A 14,960-nucleotide genomic window follows, 5' to 3' on the forward strand; every position below is an offset into this window, starting at 1 on the left:
GCCCAAAATATTCGTCCCGGTTTCCGCGTCCATTCCGGAAGCTCCGCCCCACAACTATTCGGCGGATGGTTGCCCTCACTGTTTTCCTATGCGCAGTCGGCCTGGCGGCGGTGGAGTCATTGACACCCCGCAGCGGCCATATTCGGGTAGTGGTTAGCGCCAAATCCATTGCCGCTGGCGCATCGGTGGCAGAACAAGATGTGGCTTTCAAGGACATTCCCCGGGAGCTCGTTCCCGGTGGAGCCGTAACGGACATCGCCTCTGTGCGGGGACGCACCCTGGCCACCGGCATGTCACCGAGAGAGATAATTACAGAGCAGCGAATGGTCGGCCCGTCACTTGCCAAGTCGCTGACGGGGACGTCGGAAAGCAAAATTATTGCCATCACGTTGACTGATGCGGGCATTGTGTCCGCTCTTCGCACTGGTGACAGCGTGGATATTGTGTCGACAGCGGATGAGCGCGGGGCGGCGGCGCCGCTTGCACACGGGGCAAGGGTGGTCAACATCGTCGACGATGAGGTGGTCTTGGTCGCTCTGCCCACCGGCGCCGCGGAGGTGGTGGCTGCGACATCGCTAGCATCTCCGCTCACACTGTTACTCGCGGGTTAGTGACCAAAATCTCACTGGTTCAAAGATTTTATGGTCCTGAACAGTGTTTTTCGCAGAAAGTTGACTTGTCCCACAACTTAGTGCGGGGATACAATGGCCAGGCAATTCAAAACTACGATTAGAGCTAAGAAGAGTGGCACTGCCAGATATCGCACTGCCCCGTTTCTCAAAATCGTATGGGCCTGCCATGAGCAACACGATGACTCACAGGTCTCGTTTGGTTTGTTCCGTTTCTACAGAAGGAAATTTCCTATGCTTAAGGGCTTTAAAGAGTTCATCATGCGCGGCAACGTCATCGACCTGGCGGTCGGTGTTGTCATCGGTGCTGCGTTCACCGCAATCGTCACTGCTTTCACCGACAGCCTGCTCGAGCCGCTGCTGAACACCATCGGTGGCGCTGAGGTCACTGGCCTTGGCTTCGAAATCATCAGCGGCAACCCGTCGACCTACCTTGACTTCGCAGCTGTCATCACCGCAGTCATCAACTTCCTGCTGGTCGCAGCGGTTGTCTACTTCGTCATCGTTGCTCCGATGAACAAGTTCAACGAGATGCGTGAGGCTCGTCTGGAGACCTCCGCTGAGCCGGAGGTCACCGAGGCTGACCTGCTGACTGAGATTCGTGACCTGCTGGCAGAGCAGAACGGCAAGCCGAAGACGGAGCTGAACTAGCTTCTAGCTGCTAGTTGCGAGCTTCCGATAAGAAGCTAACTAACGCTTTTTACACAGCGCTCATCCCCAATGGGGTGGGCGCTGTTTTGTCCAGTAGTCCGCATCAAAATCACGAGCATCCTCCGGGGATTCATCGTGATAGTGCACTGTGCGCGCAGTTTTCGCACTGCGCGACTGGGCAAAGTTTTTCGCTGGTGCACCTGCGCGACGACGCTGCCTACGGCTGCCACTGCGCGGCGCGGCTTGCTCAGGCTGATTGGGCTGCTTAGCGTCGCCCATTCCTAGACGCTCCAGCGGCAGAGATCGTCAAGCACATGTGAGACCAGCGGGAGAATTGTCGCCATGCCATCGCGCACTGCAGCGCGAGACTCCGCGAGATTGATAATCACAGTCTGACCGGACACGCCGGCCAAACCGCGGGACAGCCCCGCATCCAAGGCGCCAGCTCCCATACCGGAGTTACGAATAGCCTGCTCGATGCCCTGCAGCCGCACATCAAGAACCTTGCGAGTGGCATCCGGAGTCTTCGCACGAGGACCAACTCCAACACCGCCCACCGTGACGACCAAATCTGCGCCACCGACAACAGCGGTATCTAGAGCCTTCCGAATCTCACGCTTCACTGCACCCGTGCTGACCACGGCATCGACCGAGTAGCCGTCTTCTTCCAACAGCTCAACCATGAGCGAAGCCGCGCCATCCGGGTTCTCGAAATGGTCGCCCACGAGGACAACGAACGCATTTCGGACCTGGCCGTCGTCGTTGATAAGACGCTCCATCTCAGCGAGGTTGACGTCACTTGGCTCAGTACTCACGGTTTCACTCATCTGCTCTATCTCGCTTTCTCCCACAGCTTTTCACTCGAAGTTTCACTCGAAAACTCTTCTACAGATGGTGAGGTACTCACTCCACCACGCTGCCTATCAATCCTGGGCTTCTGCCAAGGTGACATCGACCGTTCGCTCGTTGCCGCCTCGCTCATCTGTAACTGTAAGTGTGACAGAATCCCCGATCCGATGCGACCGAATAGCCGCAATTAGTGCAACGCCGTTGTCAAGTGTGCGGTCATCAACCTTGGTAATCAGGTCACCGTCTTTCAGCCCCGCTTTATCAGCTGGGCCGCCTGGCGTTACCTCTCGCACCAGTGCACCACGTGCAATCGGACGCGAATCGATCTGGGCGCCAATGACAGGCATCCGCGCCTTACCGGAATCAATCAGGTCTTCCGCTATGCGACGAGCCTGATTAACCGGAATTGCGAAACCAAGGCCAATGCTGCCCGCCTGTTCCGATGCCTCACTGTTAGAGGCAATCACGCTGGGCACACCGATGAGGTTGCCTTCCATGTCCACTAGCGCTCCGCCGGAGTTACCCGGATTAATCGCCGCATCGGTCTGGATTGCATCAATGACGGAGGACTGACCGTCTTCACCAGCGGCGGTCACCGGACGGTTCTTAGCGGAGACAATGCCCTGCGTAACAGTGGAGGTCAGTCCCAGTGGCGAACCAACGGCCACCACTTCCTGGCCAACCTGAACCTGCGAGGAGTTGCCGAGCGAGATTGGGCGCAGCCCGTTAACACCTTCAATTCGAATAACGGCAATATCCGTAGCCGCATCCCCTGCAACCAGAGTTGCCGGGTGCGTGGTGCCGTCGGAAAGCAGGACTTCCATATGTGCGTCCGGACCCGCGCCTGCGACGACGTGATTATTCGTCAGCACCAGACCGTCAGACGACAGAATGGAACCTGACCCCGACGCCGTGCCCCGCTCCGAGGCAGTGGTGATGGACACGACACTGGGAAGGACCTTCTGCGCGACCTTCTCCACGGACCCCTCAGCTGCTGCTACCTGACGGGTTTCCGCAGGCTTATCCAGCGCGTTATCCGCGGGGGCCGACGACTGCGAGTTGTGAACTACCCATGCGCCGACACCGCCACCGATACCGGCCGAGCACAGCATCAGGGCAGCGACTGCCAGCGCCCCCATGCCCTTAGCCCCCTGGGCACCCTTGGTCTTCTGCTGATTGGCCGCAACGTCCCACTCTGAACCGCCTCCGTAAGCGCCGTTCGGCTGAGGCGGGATGGTGTTGTAGTGGGAATTCTCCCAGCCGCGCTCATTGACAGAAAACTGGTTTGTCTCACCAGCATCCCCCATGGCACGGTTCTCGCTGAAGTTGTGAGATTGCGAGGAGTAGTGTCCCCGCTCATCTCCTCGCGAGGAATCGTTGAAAGAGTTGCTCATACGTAATACCTTGCACTGTCTGTCTAACAATTGGCTGAGAGCAGTCTGCGGTCTCGCCGATAATTCCCCGAATGAAACACCGAATCCCCGCCACACACTTCCTTAAAAGGCCGCGCGCAGCGGGGATTACATCAGCTTTGACGTGGGATTATGCGTTTCTAGCTAGGCTCTTGAGCTGAATCGGAGTCGTCACCTTTTCCGCTGTGCGGACTGCCCGGCAGAGTCACTCGCATCAAGGCACCGCCATCATCGGACTCATCGGCAGTAATCGTGCCCCCGTGGCGGACGATGACCGACTTCACAATGGCCAAGCCCAGGCCGGATCCAGGCATCGACCGCGACTGAATGGAACGGTAGAAACGCTCGAAGACCTTGTCTCGATCTTCCTTCGGGATACCTGGCCCCGAGTCCGCCACCGTGAACTCAGCGACAACCTCGCTGAGCGGCGTTAGACGAACCCGCACGGTGCCATTTTCTGGCGACCACTTTGCAGCATTGTCCATTAAGTTCAAAACTGCGCGACCAAGACCCGCCGAATCCCCGTAGACATACCACGGAGCTGTCTGCACATCGAAGGTAATATCCGGACGACGACGCTCAACACGCGCCAGCGACGTGGAAATGATTTCGTCGACATCGACATGCTCAATAACCTGTTGCGGGCCATCTTCGCGTGCCAGATCAACCAGGTCGCCGACCAACGTCGACAGCTCTTCCAGCTGTGCGATGACGTCAGCTTCCAGATCCGCGCGATCTTCATCCGAGATTGCCGCTCCCGAACGGGAGGCCATCATCAGCAGTTCAATATTTGTGCGTAACGACGTCAGCGGAGTCTTCAACTCATGACCAGCATCTGCAACCAGCTCCGCTTGCTTAATGCGCGACGCTTGAAGTGCAGCCAACATCTCATTGAAGCTGCGGGTAAAGCGTGCAAGCTCATCGTCGCCCTCCACAGGGATTGGGCGCAGCTCGTCGGTCTCCGTCACTCGCTCCGCAGCAATGCGCAGCCGAGTGACCGGGCGCAGACCCGTTGTTGCCACCGTAATACCTGATCCGATTGCGAAGAGGATTCCGATAGCAGAGATACTCAGCAGCACTGCACTGAGCGCTTTCAAGACCGACTGCGTCGAGCTCAGATCCTGCGACAGGATTAGCGTCGCACCGTCTTCGGAGCGGACTGCGTATACGCGACGGCCGTTGTACTCATCGGTGCGAATCGATTCCTGTCGATTCCCCCGCAACACCGCAAGTTCGGGGCCACCAATAGAGATAGAGCCACCGCCTTTGCCCGCCACACTGCCGTGGGCAAAGTACACCGCGTCCAAATCGGGGTTCAGAATCCTGTTCGAGTCCGCTTCAAAGGAGGGGCCAATGGCAAACTCCGAAGCGTACGGTGACATCAGCAGCTTTTCCGCCTGGCTACGGAGGTTACTGTCCACCTCGCGGTATAGCGCTGCCTGCACAGTAAAAAATGCAGCCAGCGTCATCAGCCCCACCGACATCGCCACAATGAGCGCTGTCAGAATAGTCAGCCGCCAACGCAGCGAAGGGATACGCGAGCTCCGCGGCAGGCCGGGAAGCGATTCCCCTGCCATCGTCTCAGTATTCGCGGACTTCTCTTGCTTACCGACGGTACCTTGCCCCGGATTGGCCTCCGTGGCAGAACGCTGATTTGATTGCACGCCACCGCCGGTCGAACGACGACGGCGCAACATCACGGTGCGGTCTCCCGCATCACATAACCGACACCACGAACGGTGTGAATCAGACGCGGCTCTCCCTCTGCCTCCGTCTTGCGACGCAGGTAGCCAATGTAGACCTCCAGCGCATTGCCGGACGTCGGGAAGTCATAGCCCCAGACATCCTCCAAAATGGCGGTACGGGAGAGCACACGCCGCGGGTTGCTCATCAGCAATTCCAGCAGCGCAAATTCTGTACGAGTGAGACTAATGCGACGTTCACCGCGGAAGACTTCACGAGTTTCCGGGTCCAGGGAGAGATCCTCAAACTGCAGAGTTGCGGCATCCTCCATCGCAGGCACTTCCAAAGCAGAACGACGAAGTAGCGAACGGACACGAGCGAGCAGCTCTTCCAATGCGAACGGCTTGGGCAGGTAGTCATCTGCGCCGGCATCAAGACCAGCTACGCGCTCGGAGACCGAATCACGTGCAGTCAACATCATGACCGGCAGATCATCGCCTTCGCTGCGCAGCCGACGGCAAACATCCAGGCCGTCGAGCTTCGGCATCATGACATCCAAAATGGCCAAATCCGGACGATCCTTGGCAATCTTTTCCAAGGCCTCTGCGCCATCCTCGGCGAGCTCGACCGTGTAGCCATTAAAAGTCAACGATCGCCGCAACGCTTCGCGTACCGCTTGATCGTCATCAACTACCAAAATCTTCATACTGCCCATTGTGCCTTGAAAATATAAGGCGAGTGTAAATGTGACACAGATTCTTCGTGAGAGTGCTCCCATAAAACTCGGCCATACAACTGAAAAACCTCACCCCATCGCCAAGTACAAGCGATGGGGTGAGGCTTAAAAAGCTCTTTACCAACTGTTCCTTACATACTGAACACACTCTGGGCGCGCGAAGCGCTCGGCGGTCCAGCGAGGAACGTTGTCAGCATCCTAAAAGATGCGCGTTAGAACTTCTCGACGTCAACCAGGCCGAGCTGAACAGCCTTGGCGATGCGACGAGGAACGTTGTAGACGCGGCCGTTTACCTTGACTTCCTGGAGAGCGACGTTGTTGCTCTTCCACTGGGAACGACGAGCGCGGGTGTTAGCACGCGACATGCGACGCTTTGGTACTGCCATTTTCTTATTCCCCTCCTATTCTTAGTTCTTCTTCGCGCGGCGAATGCGGTTACCGTAACGGCGCTGGAACTTCTCGACGCGACCAGCGGTGTCCATGACACGCTGAGCACCGGTCCAGAACGGGTGCGACTCGCTGGTGACGTCAACGACGATCAGCGGGTACTCGTTACCGTCTTCCCACTCGACAGTGCGGTCGGAGGTGGCGGTGGAACGGGTAAGGAAAGAGTGACCCGTGCCTGCGTCCTTGAAAACCACCGGGTGGTAATCAGGATGGATGTCCTTCTTCATTAATTCTCGTTTCCCTCAGGATTGAACTTCAGGTCGCTTTCCCCCAGCTAAGAGTGAGAGAATCGTGCCTGAGTTGGGTACGAACACGACTTACAATGACACGCACCGGGTCAATATTTCTATAAACCGGCATGTGACACTCGATGGAATATTACAGGCTCGAGCCCGAAAATTAAAAAAGGGCCCTGCACTAACGCCCGTCGACAAGCACGAACTCTATGACGACACTCGAGAGTCGCGCCGAGAAAACCACAGTGGAACAGCGATTAGGTTATCCCGCAACTCGTGTGTAAACTGTTCTCTCGCTGTTGTCTAGTTATTCGTTTACGCGCTCAGCGTCGAGTGTCAGTGGGCAGCGCCCCGGAAAAGGCCAGGTGGATTCCTCGGTTATTCAATAATCCGGCGTGGCGCACCAGTGATGTCGGCATTGGGCGGCAAGGAAGCAAAGGAATCCCTATGTCGGCGATTTGCCAGGTTACGGGACGCAAGCCGTCTTTCGGCAAGACCGTGTCCCACTCCCACCGGCGCACGTCGCGCCGTTGGAACCCCAACGTGCAGCGTAAGAAGTTCTACCTCGCCTCTGAGGGGCGTCACATCACTCTGAATGTGTCCCCGAAGGGTCTGAAGACCATCGACAAGTACGGTATCGAGGCTGTTGTTGCTCAGATTCGTGCACGTGGGGAGAAGATCTAAAAAATGGCACGTAATGACATTCGTCCAATCATCAAGCTGAAGTCCACTGCGGGCACCGGTTACACCTACGTGACCCGTAAGAACAAGCGCAATACCCCGGACCGTATCACCATTAAGAAGTACGATCCGGTTGTCCGCAAGCACGTCGAATTCCGCGAGGAGCGCTAATTCATGGCTAAGAAGTCCAAGATTGCCAAGAACGAGCAGCGCAAGGAAATCGTCGCTCGTTATGCAGAACGTCGCGCTGAACTGAAGCGCATCATCAAGTCCCCGCACTCCACTGACGAAGAGCGCATGGACGCACAGTACGAGCTGAACCGTCAGCCGCGTGACGCGTCCCCGATTCGCGTCCGCAACCGTGACGCTGCAGATGGTCGCCCGCGCGGCTACCTCCGCAAGTTCGGTCTGTCCCGTGTCCGCGTTCGTGAGATGGCCCACCGTGGCGAACTCCCGGGCGTCCGTAAGTCCAGCTGGTAAGTCGAGGAGCACCAATGAAGCGCAATCACTCTAACAAGAAGGCGCGGATGGAGCAGTCCCGCCGCCCGAAGAAGAACCCGCTCAAGGCCGCAGGCGTTGAGAAGGTTGATTACAAGGACATTAACCTGCTCCGCCAGTTCATCTCTGACCGTGGCAAGATTCGTTCCCGCCGCGTCACCGGTCTGACTCCGCAGCAGCAGCGCCAGGTCGCTACCGCTGTGAAGAACGCCCGCGAGATGGCACTCCTGCCGTTCACCAGCCGCTAAAGATGGCTGGTCGGCGGGAGCCGATCATTCGAACACCCGCCGAAAGGCCTTATTTACGCGCTGGCCGCATGACGATACATGCGATAACAGCGTAAAACGGACTCAGTCCTTCCCCACCGAGGGGATTGGATTGGGTCCGTTTTTTATTGTCTAAAATATGCACTTATGCCCGCTCTCACCGAAATATTCACCGGCTTTGGTTCCGTCGCAGTACTGATCATTGTTGGCTGGTTGTTTGGGCGCAGTGAGATCGTCGATAAGCGGGCATCTTTTACCCTGAACATGGTCGTGTTCTGGATCGCGATGCCGTGCATGCTCGCGCACACTCTCGCAACGGCGGATTCGGCGAGCGTCTTCGGTTCGGCGTTTGGTGTCGCGGCACTGTCGGCGCTTGGCACGGCGGCGTTCTACCGGATTTTTGTGGCGCCCATGTACAAACAGCGCGGCGCCGATGCAGTGGTCGGCGCGATGTCGTCGAGTTACAACAACGTCGCTAATCTCGGCGTGCCGATCGCTGTCGCAGTGCTTCACGACGCTACCGCCGTCGTCCCTGCCCTTATCTTTCAGATTGCCTTCTATGCGCCCGCTTCCATGACCGTGCTGGAAATCCTCACTAACCGCGGCCATTTCCGACCGCGCAATGTCATCATGGCACCGCTGAAGAACCCGATCTTTCTGGCGGCGATGGTGGGACTTGCGGTTAATGCGTTTGCTATCAAACTACCTCAGTTCGTAGCGCATCCAGTGGGGCTATTGGGGCAGGCCGCGGTGCCAATGGCACTTTTGGCCTTCGGTATTAGTTTGCATGGCATGCCGTTTATGGAAGCCGGCCGCTCCCCTCGTCGCGCCGTCGTGGTGGCGTCTACGCTGAAGCTTTTCCTGCACCCCGCGCTGGCTCTCCTGTTCGGCCATTTTGTCTTTGGTCTCAGCGGGCATGCGCTGCTGGCAGCTGTGATTATCGCCGGCCTGCCGACAGCCCAGAACGTCTACACCTTCGCCTCCCGTTTCGGCCGGAACCTTGAACAGGCGCGCGATTGTGGCGTGATTACGACAATCGCCTGCTTGCCGACGGTCCTTTTGTTCACCCTGCTGTTGAGTTAGGGGACTCTTCCCGACGGCCTGGAGAGAATCTCGTTACCCTTGGAGGCGTGGAGATTCTGAAGACACTTCTCGAGGCCGACCCGTCCGTGCCTCGTTTGACCTGTTATGACGAAACTACCGGCGGTCGTACTGATCTATCGGCCCAAACTCTGGACAACTGGGCCAGCAAGATCGCCAACATGCTGCACGATGAGTTCGACCTCGTCGCCGGAGACCAAGTATGGATTGACTTGCCGTTGATTTGGCAGTCCGCCTGCATCATCCTGGGCTGCGAGCGTGCTGGCGTCACCGTTAGCGATGAGGAGCCGCTGGTCGTATTCACCACTGTCAGCAACGTCAGCACGTGGGAAGAGAAGTTCCCAGATGCCTACCTCGCAGTGCTTACCGACGATCCCTTTGGCCGCGGTGTCGTGGAATGCGGTGATGATATTCCACCGGGAGTCATTGACTTTGGTCCGGAAGTTCGTTTCCACCCAGACGCATATCTAGGCGCAGGCCCGGACTCCGACCAAACCCCCGTTATTGGGGAAAAGTCGGCTGCAGAACTGCTTTCATCTGCTGGCGATTATGCGGACGAGATGCAGCTCACGCCCGGTTCCCGCGTCGTTTCCGACGGCTGGCTGGTGCCTGATTCTTCACAGGTCACCGCAGATAAATGGGCATGTAATGTGCTGTCGGCTTGGGTTCGTGGAGGTGCTGCCGTCGTCGTGCGCGGTGGCGATAGCGAGCGTGTCACTGCTATTTCTACGGCCGAAAAAGCCCGTGTGATTTAGTCGCAGCTGTCCCGTCGAGAAGCGCTCTAAGTAGTCGCGATAACCTGGAAACCGTGATTACCCGACCATATATTCTTGCGATTCTCGCCCTCATCAACGTCTTGGGCGCACTGGCTGTATGGGATCTGAGCCCATGGTGGTGGATTCTGATGGCCTTCATCCTCTTCCTGGATGTTGTGGCTATCTATGACATGCTTCAGAGGAAGCACTCCATCTTGCGGAACTTCCCGGTCATCGGCCATCTGCGCTACATGGGTGAGACCATTCGCCCTGAGATGCAGCAGTACTTCATCGAACGCAACTTCGACGGCGCTCCATTCGACCGCGATACCCGTACCGTGGTCTACGAGCGTGCGAAGGGGCTGTCCTCGAAGAAGTCATTCGGTACTGAGCGAAAGATTAATGCGCCCGGCTACGAGTACGTCCGCCACTCGATGGCGCCGAGCCAGCACGTCATCGAGGATCCGCGCGTAGATATTGGCGGTCCGGACTGCGCCCAGCCGTACTCAGCGTCTATCTTCAACATCTCAGCCATGAGTTTCGGCTCTCTGTCCCCTAACGCTGTCATGGCAATGAATAAGGGCGCGAAGCTGGGCAACTTCGTACAGGACACCGGCGAGGGCGCTATCAGCCCTTACCATTTGAAGTATGGTGCCGACCTCTATTGGCAGCTGGGTTCCGGTTACTTCGGTGCGCGTACCGAGGATGGCGACTTCGATCCGGAGCTCTTCCGCGAAAAGGCTAAGATTCCGCAGGTCAAGGCAACCTATCTGAAGGTTAGCCAGGGCGCAAAGCCTGGACTCGGCGGCATGCTGCCAGGTCACAAGGTCAATGAGGAAATCGCGGCTACTCGCCACGTACCAGTTGGCAAGGGTGTGATGAGCCCGCCGTACCACCGCGTCTACTCCACCCCGCGTGAACTTGTTCGGTTTATGGGCACCATGCGCGAGCTCAACGGTGGCAAGCCGGTCGGTTTCAAGCTGTGTGTTGGCTCCCAGCTTGAGTTCCTCGCCGTGTGCAAGGCCATGCTGGAAGAGAACATCACCCCGGACTTCATCATCGTCGACGGCGCTGAAGGCGGCACCGGCGCTGCACCGCTGGAATACTCCGACCGCGTTGGCCTGCCGCTTACCGACGGCCTGATTCTCGTCCATAACGCGCTCGTAGGTGCCGGTCTGCGAGATCGCATTAAGCTCGGTGCGTCCGGCAAGGTCATTACTGGCTTCGATATTGTGAAGCGCATGTGCATCGGTGCTGACTTTGTGAACTCGGCTCGCGGCATGATGATGGCCACCGGCTGTATCCAATCTCAGCTATGTCATACAAACACCTGCCCGGTGGGTGTGGCTACCCAGGATCCGAGCCTGTGGAAGGCCCTGGATGTCGACGACAAGGGTCAGCGTGTGGCCAACTATCACAATGCCACGGTCGCGGAAGCAGCTAGCCTATTGGCATCGATGGGCCTGAATAGCTTCTCTGAGCTGGGGCCGTCCCACCTGCTGCGGCGCACCAATGAGCAGGTCGGTGAGACCTACGCGGAGCTCTACAACTGGCTGCAGCCAGGCGAGCTGCTGAGCGGAACTCGCTTCCACAACTGGGCCGAAGCCTGGGAGACCGCCGACCCGGACACGTTCCACTACCCCGCAGTTCATATGCGCGGGTAGTTCGGGGCTGGTTGCGCGCCCTACTCACCCATCAGCTTCTTGCGCAGACGCTCGTCCTTTTCCAGGACCTGATCGCGCATGTTGGCCTGGTAGTTCTCCATCGCCACAATGAGCTCCGGGTAACCGGCCGAGAGAATACGCACAGCCAGCAGGCCAGCGTTCTTAGCGCCGCCCACACCGACGGTTGCCACCGGAACGCCGCCCGGCATCTGAACGATTGACAGCAGGGAATCGACACCCTCCAGGTTCTCCAACGCGCGTGGCACGCCGATAACCGGCAGCGGAGTGGCCGACGCAACCATGCCCGGCAGGTGTGCTGCACCACCGGCGCCAGCGATAATGCAGCGCAGCCCCTTGTCAGCGGCGGACTTTGCGTAGTCAATCATGCGTTCCGGAGTGCGGTGTGCAGAGACCACACCTACCTCAAAGGGAATTCCGAACTCAGCCAAGACCTCCGCTGCGGGCTCCATGGTCGGCCAATCCGAGTCCGACCCCATAATCAGACCGACCAGCGGACCGGTTACGTTGGCCAACTTCGGGCTTGCCACCTGGTTTGCTTCAGCCAATGTTGTCTCCTTGAGATAGCAATCTAATTCTTATACAGCGCCAGCCACCTATGCGGTGTAGCCGTCTGCCCACACGCCATCGACGATGTAGCCAGCAGCGAGGTTGGCAACCCGCCGGGTCTCCGCGATGCCTTCCGGGCTTGCGTCGTAGCCGCACAGGTTGACGTGCCCCAGCTTACGTCCAGGGCGCCAATCCTTCCCGTACCAGTGAATCTTCGCTGATGGGAAACGACGCCATACCTCAGCAAAACGCTGTGAAATAGGTACATCCGAGGCCTCATCGCCACCGAGCGTATTGACCATTACCGTCACCGGCGCAGTCGGGCGAGTGGAACCCAGTGGCATGTCAGCAACTGCACGCAGGTGCTGCTCAAACTGGCTGGTCTCACAGCCGTCCTGCGACCAGTGACCAGTGTTGTGTGGCCGCATGGCCAACTCGTTGACAAAAATCTCCGGATTGCCGTCAGCATCGACGGTTTCGAACAGCTCAACTGCCAGCGCGCCGGTTACTCCCAGCTCGGAAGCGATGGTCACACTGAGCTTTTCGGCCGCTCTCGCAAGGTCGTCGGCAAGCCCTGGCGCCGGGCAGATTGCCTCAACACAGATGCCGTCACGCTGCACGGACTCGAGGACCGGCCAGGCCTTGACCTCGCCCGACGGCGTGCGCGCACACATGGCCGACAACTCACGAACCAGCGCGACCTTCCGCTCGGCCATCAGCGGCACGTCCTTGCCCAGCAGTTCGTCGACAAGCGCACGCAGATCCTCGCGGTCCTTCGGGAACCACACGCCGTGACCGTCGTAACCGCCGCGGCGAGCCTTCAGGCAGACGGCACCGTCAACGCGGTCGAAGAATGCTTCGGCATCCTCGGCGGACTCAATTGCAGCGTAGGCAGGTACTGGAGCGCCCAGTTCCTCCAGGCGCTGGCGCATCAGCAGCTTATCCTGCGCGTACAGCAACGCCGACGGCTGAGGCTGAACCGAGTAGCCCATCTCGGTCAGCTTGTTGAGGAATTCGGTGGGAACGTGCTCATGGTCGAAAGTCACGGCCTGCGCACCGGCGACAGCGCGCTCAACATCTTCCCAGACGTGGTAGTCGCCGATGATAACGTCCGCACACACCTGCGCTGCGGAAGCATCCGGCGAACCGGCGAGCAAACGGATGGACTGTCCCAGCTCAATGGCCTCAGTCTGCATCATACGAGCCAGCTGACCGTCACCAATCACCGCCACAACCGGCACGCCATCAGCATGCGCGGGATGCTGCGCAGCAGTTAGCGCTGCAGCGGAATTAGAAGTGGAATTAGTGGAGTTTTCAGGGGTATCCGAAGCAATCACACCCCTGATTGTAGGTTATGACCCAAAATTCTAAGTCAACCGGGAGACCAACTTAGCCACCTTACGAGAGCTGGGAATATCTTCCACAGCCAGCGGCGGGCCGAAACTGCGGGTGTGCAGATACAGCACGCCGCCCTTGCGATTGACCGCACGTACCGAACGCAGATCAATCGAGACCACCTGCGGGCGCAGAATGCCACGGCGCAGAATAATTCGCCTATCAGTCAGTACGAACCGCTCCCCCAGCCAACTTAGTACCGGACGAACGACGCGCCAGAGAATAAGCCCCAGCCACGCGAAGAGCAGCAGCTGACGCACACCTTGCAGATCTCCCGGAGCAATCGCAGGGCCGTCGATAAAACCAATCAGCAACCAGCAGACGCCCGTGATAACCATGAGTTCCAAGAGCGGCCACACCAGCCGACCAAAAGTTGGATTGGTGTCCAGCAGAATTGCCTCGCGCGTGTCCAACTCATCATCGGGAAAGGCCATACAGCACTACCCCCGCTCCGAATCAGCCTGCGGGGACGCATAGCCGCCGTCAGTGGCACGAACATGGAACACGTCACCGGCCGCAACAAAGTGACTTGTGCCAGCTTCATCGGTGACGATCAATTCGCCGTCGGCACGCACGCCAACCGCCTTGCCCACCAGCACGCGATCCCCCGGCAACTCCACGCGCACGTTCGAACCGATGGTCGCGCACACCGCCTCGTAGTCCCGCAGCAGCTCCGCATCGCCCTTTCGCCACTGCGCTTGACGACGTCCCAGCGCACGCAGCACACCAGCGGAGATGTCGTCGCGGTCGAGGTTTTCCGCTCCCGCCAGGTATAGCGAAATGGCGTGTGGCACCGGCAGCTCATCTTCCTGCAGGGAAACGTTGATGCCGATTCCCGGAATGAGAATTGGCGGTGTCAGCGACGCGGCCTCCACCAGAATTCCGCAGAGCTTACGACCGTCAACCAGGACATCGTTCGGCCACTTCAGGGAAACGCGTTCAGGCGCAAGACCCGCAACTTCCACAACAGCATCGACAACTGCGAGGCCCGCGACTAACGGCAACAGACCCAGTTGCTCGGGTGCGAGCCCTTCCGGGCGCAGCAGCGCGCTGAGTGCAATGGACGCACCCTTCGGGGCCGTCCAACTACGACTCAGTCGACCGCGACCTGCGGTCTGCTCCGAGGCGATAAGCGCACTGAGATCTGCCACCTGCCCCAGTGCCGCCTGTTTCCGAAGATCAGCGTTGGTCGAACCAGTGGTTTCGACAACCTCAATGGAATTCCAGCCCGGCGCGGCTGCGCGCACACGCGTGGCGTCAAGAGGCTTGCGGGAAGCAACAATCCTGGGGTTGGTCATGCACAGCAGTCTAGCGCCATGGCCGGATTCACTGAGTCGTGACCTTTCTCAAGAGCTCGACAGCGTGAGAATCATCACAGCTCGCCTGCTTT

At 58.6% G+C, this 14,960-nt stretch carries 19 protein-coding genes; 9 read left to right on the forward strand and 10 right to left on the reverse strand.

Translation table 11 applies throughout. The features are described from left to right. Positions 1-65: 65 nt before the first annotated feature. The gene (locus HMPREF3130_RS10595) at positions 66-611 is read left to right on the forward strand and encodes an SAF domain-containing protein (protein WP_246815152.1); all 546 of its coding nucleotides are present in this window, start codon (positions 66-68) and stop codon (positions 609-611) included. Positions 612-863: 252 nt separating this feature from the next. After that, positions 864-1,280: a large-conductance mechanosensitive channel protein MscL gene (mscL, locus tag HMPREF3130_RS10600; RefSeq protein WP_048733605.1), complete on the forward strand. Its 417-nt coding sequence runs from the start codon at positions 864-866 to the stop codon at positions 1,278-1,280. A gap of 281 nt (positions 1,281-1,561) precedes the next feature. Here the strand turns inward: mscL and HMPREF3130_RS10605 are convergent, their stop codons facing one another. The 6 genes from HMPREF3130_RS10605 to HMPREF3130_RS10630 form a co-directional block, all read right to left on the reverse strand. After that, positions 1,562-2,059, reverse strand: coding sequence for a MogA/MoaB family molybdenum cofactor biosynthesis protein (locus tag HMPREF3130_RS10605; RefSeq protein ID WP_224784267.1), 498 nt, complete (start codon positions 2,057-2,059; stop codon positions 1,562-1,564). Positions 2,060-2,203: 144 nt separating this feature from the next. After that, a complete protein-coding gene (locus HMPREF3130_RS10610) occupies positions 2,204-3,523 on the reverse strand; it encodes a S1C family serine protease (protein WP_070429950.1) in 1,320 nt (439 codons plus the stop codon). A gap of 158 nt (positions 3,524-3,681) precedes the next feature. Further along, positions 3,682-5,238 carry a sensor histidine kinase gene (locus HMPREF3130_RS10615; protein ID WP_070429951.1) on the reverse strand — a complete coding sequence of 519 codons (1,557 nt, stop codon included), beginning with the start codon at positions 5,236-5,238 and terminating at the stop codon, positions 3,682-3,684. Next, positions 5,238-5,930, reverse strand: a complete 693-nt coding sequence (locus tag HMPREF3130_RS10620) for a response regulator transcription factor (RefSeq protein WP_005511429.1) — start codon at positions 5,928-5,930, stop codon at positions 5,238-5,240. Before HMPREF3130_RS10620 ends, HMPREF3130_RS10615 begins: the two co-directional genes overlap by 1 nt. Before the next feature lie 242 nt (positions 5,931-6,172). Then, on the reverse strand, positions 6,173-6,346 hold the full coding sequence (gene rpmF, locus HMPREF3130_RS10625; RefSeq protein WP_005511439.1) for a 50S ribosomal protein L32: 174 nt from the start codon (positions 6,344-6,346) through the stop codon (positions 6,173-6,175). 21 nt (positions 6,347-6,367) lie between these two features. Beyond that, the gene (locus HMPREF3130_RS10630) at positions 6,368-6,634 is read right to left on the reverse strand and encodes a type B 50S ribosomal protein L31 (RefSeq protein WP_005511390.1); all 267 of its coding nucleotides are present in this window, start codon (positions 6,632-6,634) and stop codon (positions 6,368-6,370) included. Positions 6,635-7,090: 456 nt separating this feature from the next. Here HMPREF3130_RS10630 and rpmB point away from each other — a divergent pair, with 456 nt between their 5' ends. From rpmB to HMPREF3130_RS10665, 7 genes are all read left to right on the forward strand, one after another. Then, positions 7,091-7,327, forward strand: coding sequence for a 50S ribosomal protein L28 (gene rpmB / locus HMPREF3130_RS10635; protein WP_016423274.1), 237 nt, complete (start codon positions 7,091-7,093; stop codon positions 7,325-7,327). Between the two features lie 3 nt (positions 7,328-7,330). Beyond that, complete coding sequence (gene rpmG, locus HMPREF3130_RS10640; RefSeq protein ID WP_005511413.1) at positions 7,331-7,495, forward strand: 50S ribosomal protein L33; 165 nt, start codon at positions 7,331-7,333, stop codon at positions 7,493-7,495. A gap of 3 nt (positions 7,496-7,498) precedes the next feature. Then, on the forward strand, positions 7,499-7,804 hold the full coding sequence (rpsN, locus tag HMPREF3130_RS10645) for a 30S ribosomal protein S14 (RefSeq protein ID WP_005511414.1): 306 nt from the start codon (positions 7,499-7,501) through the stop codon (positions 7,802-7,804). A gap of 14 nt (positions 7,805-7,818) precedes the next feature. Next, positions 7,819-8,070: a 30S ribosomal protein S18 gene (rpsR, locus tag HMPREF3130_RS10650; protein ID WP_005511410.1), complete on the forward strand. Its 252-nt coding sequence runs from the start codon at positions 7,819-7,821 to the stop codon at positions 8,068-8,070. Positions 8,071-8,235: 165 nt separating this feature from the next. Next, complete coding sequence (locus HMPREF3130_RS10655) at positions 8,236-9,171, forward strand: AEC family transporter (protein WP_070429952.1); 936 nt, start codon at positions 8,236-8,238, stop codon at positions 9,169-9,171. A gap of 47 nt (positions 9,172-9,218) precedes the next feature. Beyond that, entirely contained in the window at positions 9,219-9,944 is a 726-nt protein-coding gene (locus HMPREF3130_RS10660) for a TIGR03089 family protein (RefSeq protein ID WP_049171307.1), read from the forward strand. 53 nt (positions 9,945-9,997) lie between these two features. After that, on the forward strand, positions 9,998-11,608 hold the full coding sequence (locus HMPREF3130_RS10665) for an FMN-binding glutamate synthase family protein (protein WP_049171310.1): 1,611 nt from the start codon (positions 9,998-10,000) through the stop codon (positions 11,606-11,608). Between the two features lie 20 nt (positions 11,609-11,628). Here the strand turns inward: HMPREF3130_RS10665 and purE are convergent, their stop codons facing one another. The 4 genes from purE to HMPREF3130_RS10685 all read right to left on the reverse strand — a co-directional run bounded on the left by purE (position 11,629) and on the right by HMPREF3130_RS10685 (position 14,868). Then, positions 11,629-12,105 (reverse strand): 5-(carboxyamino)imidazole ribonucleotide mutase, encoded by a 477-nt coding sequence (gene purE, locus HMPREF3130_RS10670; protein WP_049171375.1) that lies wholly within the window; start codon positions 12,103-12,105, stop codon positions 11,629-11,631. A 117-nt stretch (positions 12,106-12,222) separates the two neighbouring features. Continuing rightward, a complete protein-coding gene (locus HMPREF3130_RS10675) occupies positions 12,223-13,509 on the reverse strand; it encodes a 5-(carboxyamino)imidazole ribonucleotide synthase (RefSeq protein ID WP_141737812.1) in 1,287 nt (428 codons plus the stop codon). A 33-nt stretch (positions 13,510-13,542) separates the two neighbouring features. Beyond that, complete coding sequence (locus HMPREF3130_RS10680; protein WP_069359648.1) at positions 13,543-14,004, reverse strand: YdbT family protein; 462 nt, start codon at positions 14,002-14,004, stop codon at positions 13,543-13,545. Positions 14,005-14,010: 6 nt separating this feature from the next. Continuing rightward, entirely contained in the window at positions 14,011-14,868 is an 858-nt protein-coding gene (locus tag HMPREF3130_RS10685) for a biotin--[acetyl-CoA-carboxylase] ligase (RefSeq protein WP_016423281.1), read from the reverse strand. Positions 14,869-14,960 lie beyond the last annotated feature (92 nt).

Source organism: Corynebacterium sp. HMSC14B06 (assembly GCF_001807075.1).
GTDB lineage: Bacteria > Actinomycetota > Actinomycetes > Mycobacteriales > Mycobacteriaceae > Corynebacterium > Corynebacterium jeikeium_D.

Bases quoted from the DNA above. Each gene is read 5' to 3' on its own strand.
- HMPREF3130_RS10595 (WP_246815152.1), top strand. From the start codon at position 66: ATGGTTGCCCTCACTGTTTTCCTATGCGCAGTCGGCCTGGCGGCGGTG.
- purE (WP_049171375.1), bottom strand. From the start codon at position 12,105: ATGGGGTCGGACTCGGATTGGCCGACCATGGAGCCCGCAGCGGAGGTC.
- HMPREF3130_RS10620 (WP_005511429.1), bottom strand. From the start codon at position 5,930: ATGAAGATTTTGGTAGTTGATGACGATCAAGCGGTACGCGAAGCGTTG.
- HMPREF3130_RS10685 (WP_016423281.1), bottom strand. From the start codon at position 14,868: ATGACCAACCCCAGGATTGTTGCTTCCCGCAAGCCTCTTGACGCCACG.
- HMPREF3130_RS10605 (WP_224784267.1), bottom strand. From the start codon at position 2,059: ATGGAGCGTCTTATCAACGACGACGGCCAGGTCCGAAATGCGTTCGTT.
- rpmB (WP_016423274.1), top strand. From the start codon at position 7,091: ATGTCGGCGATTTGCCAGGTTACGGGACGCAAGCCGTCTTTCGGCAAG.
- rpsR (WP_005511410.1), top strand. From the start codon at position 7,819: ATGAAGCGCAATCACTCTAACAAGAAGGCGCGGATGGAGCAGTCCCGC.
- HMPREF3130_RS10630 (WP_005511390.1), bottom strand. From the start codon at position 6,634: ATGAAGAAGGACATCCATCCTGATTACCACCCGGTGGTTTTCAAGGAC.
- HMPREF3130_RS10655 (WP_070429952.1), top strand. From the start codon at position 8,236: ATGCCCGCTCTCACCGAAATATTCACCGGCTTTGGTTCCGTCGCAGTA.
- HMPREF3130_RS10615 (WP_070429951.1), bottom strand. From the start codon at position 5,238: ATGTTGCGCCGTCGTCGTTCGACCGGCGGTGGCGTGCAATCAAATCAG.
- rpmG (WP_005511413.1), top strand. From the start codon at position 7,331: ATGGCACGTAATGACATTCGTCCAATCATCAAGCTGAAGTCCACTGCG.
- HMPREF3130_RS10610 (WP_070429950.1), bottom strand. From the start codon at position 3,523: ATGAGCAACTCTTTCAACGATTCCTCGCGAGGAGATGAGCGGGGACAC.
- rpsN (WP_005511414.1), top strand. From the start codon at position 7,499: ATGGCTAAGAAGTCCAAGATTGCCAAGAACGAGCAGCGCAAGGAAATC.
- HMPREF3130_RS10680 (WP_069359648.1), bottom strand. From the start codon at position 14,004: ATGGCCTTTCCCGATGATGAGTTGGACACGCGCGAGGCAATTCTGCTG.
- rpmF (WP_005511439.1), bottom strand. From the start codon at position 6,346: ATGGCAGTACCAAAGCGTCGCATGTCGCGTGCTAACACCCGCGCTCGT.
- mscL (WP_048733605.1), top strand. From the start codon at position 864: ATGCTTAAGGGCTTTAAAGAGTTCATCATGCGCGGCAACGTCATCGAC.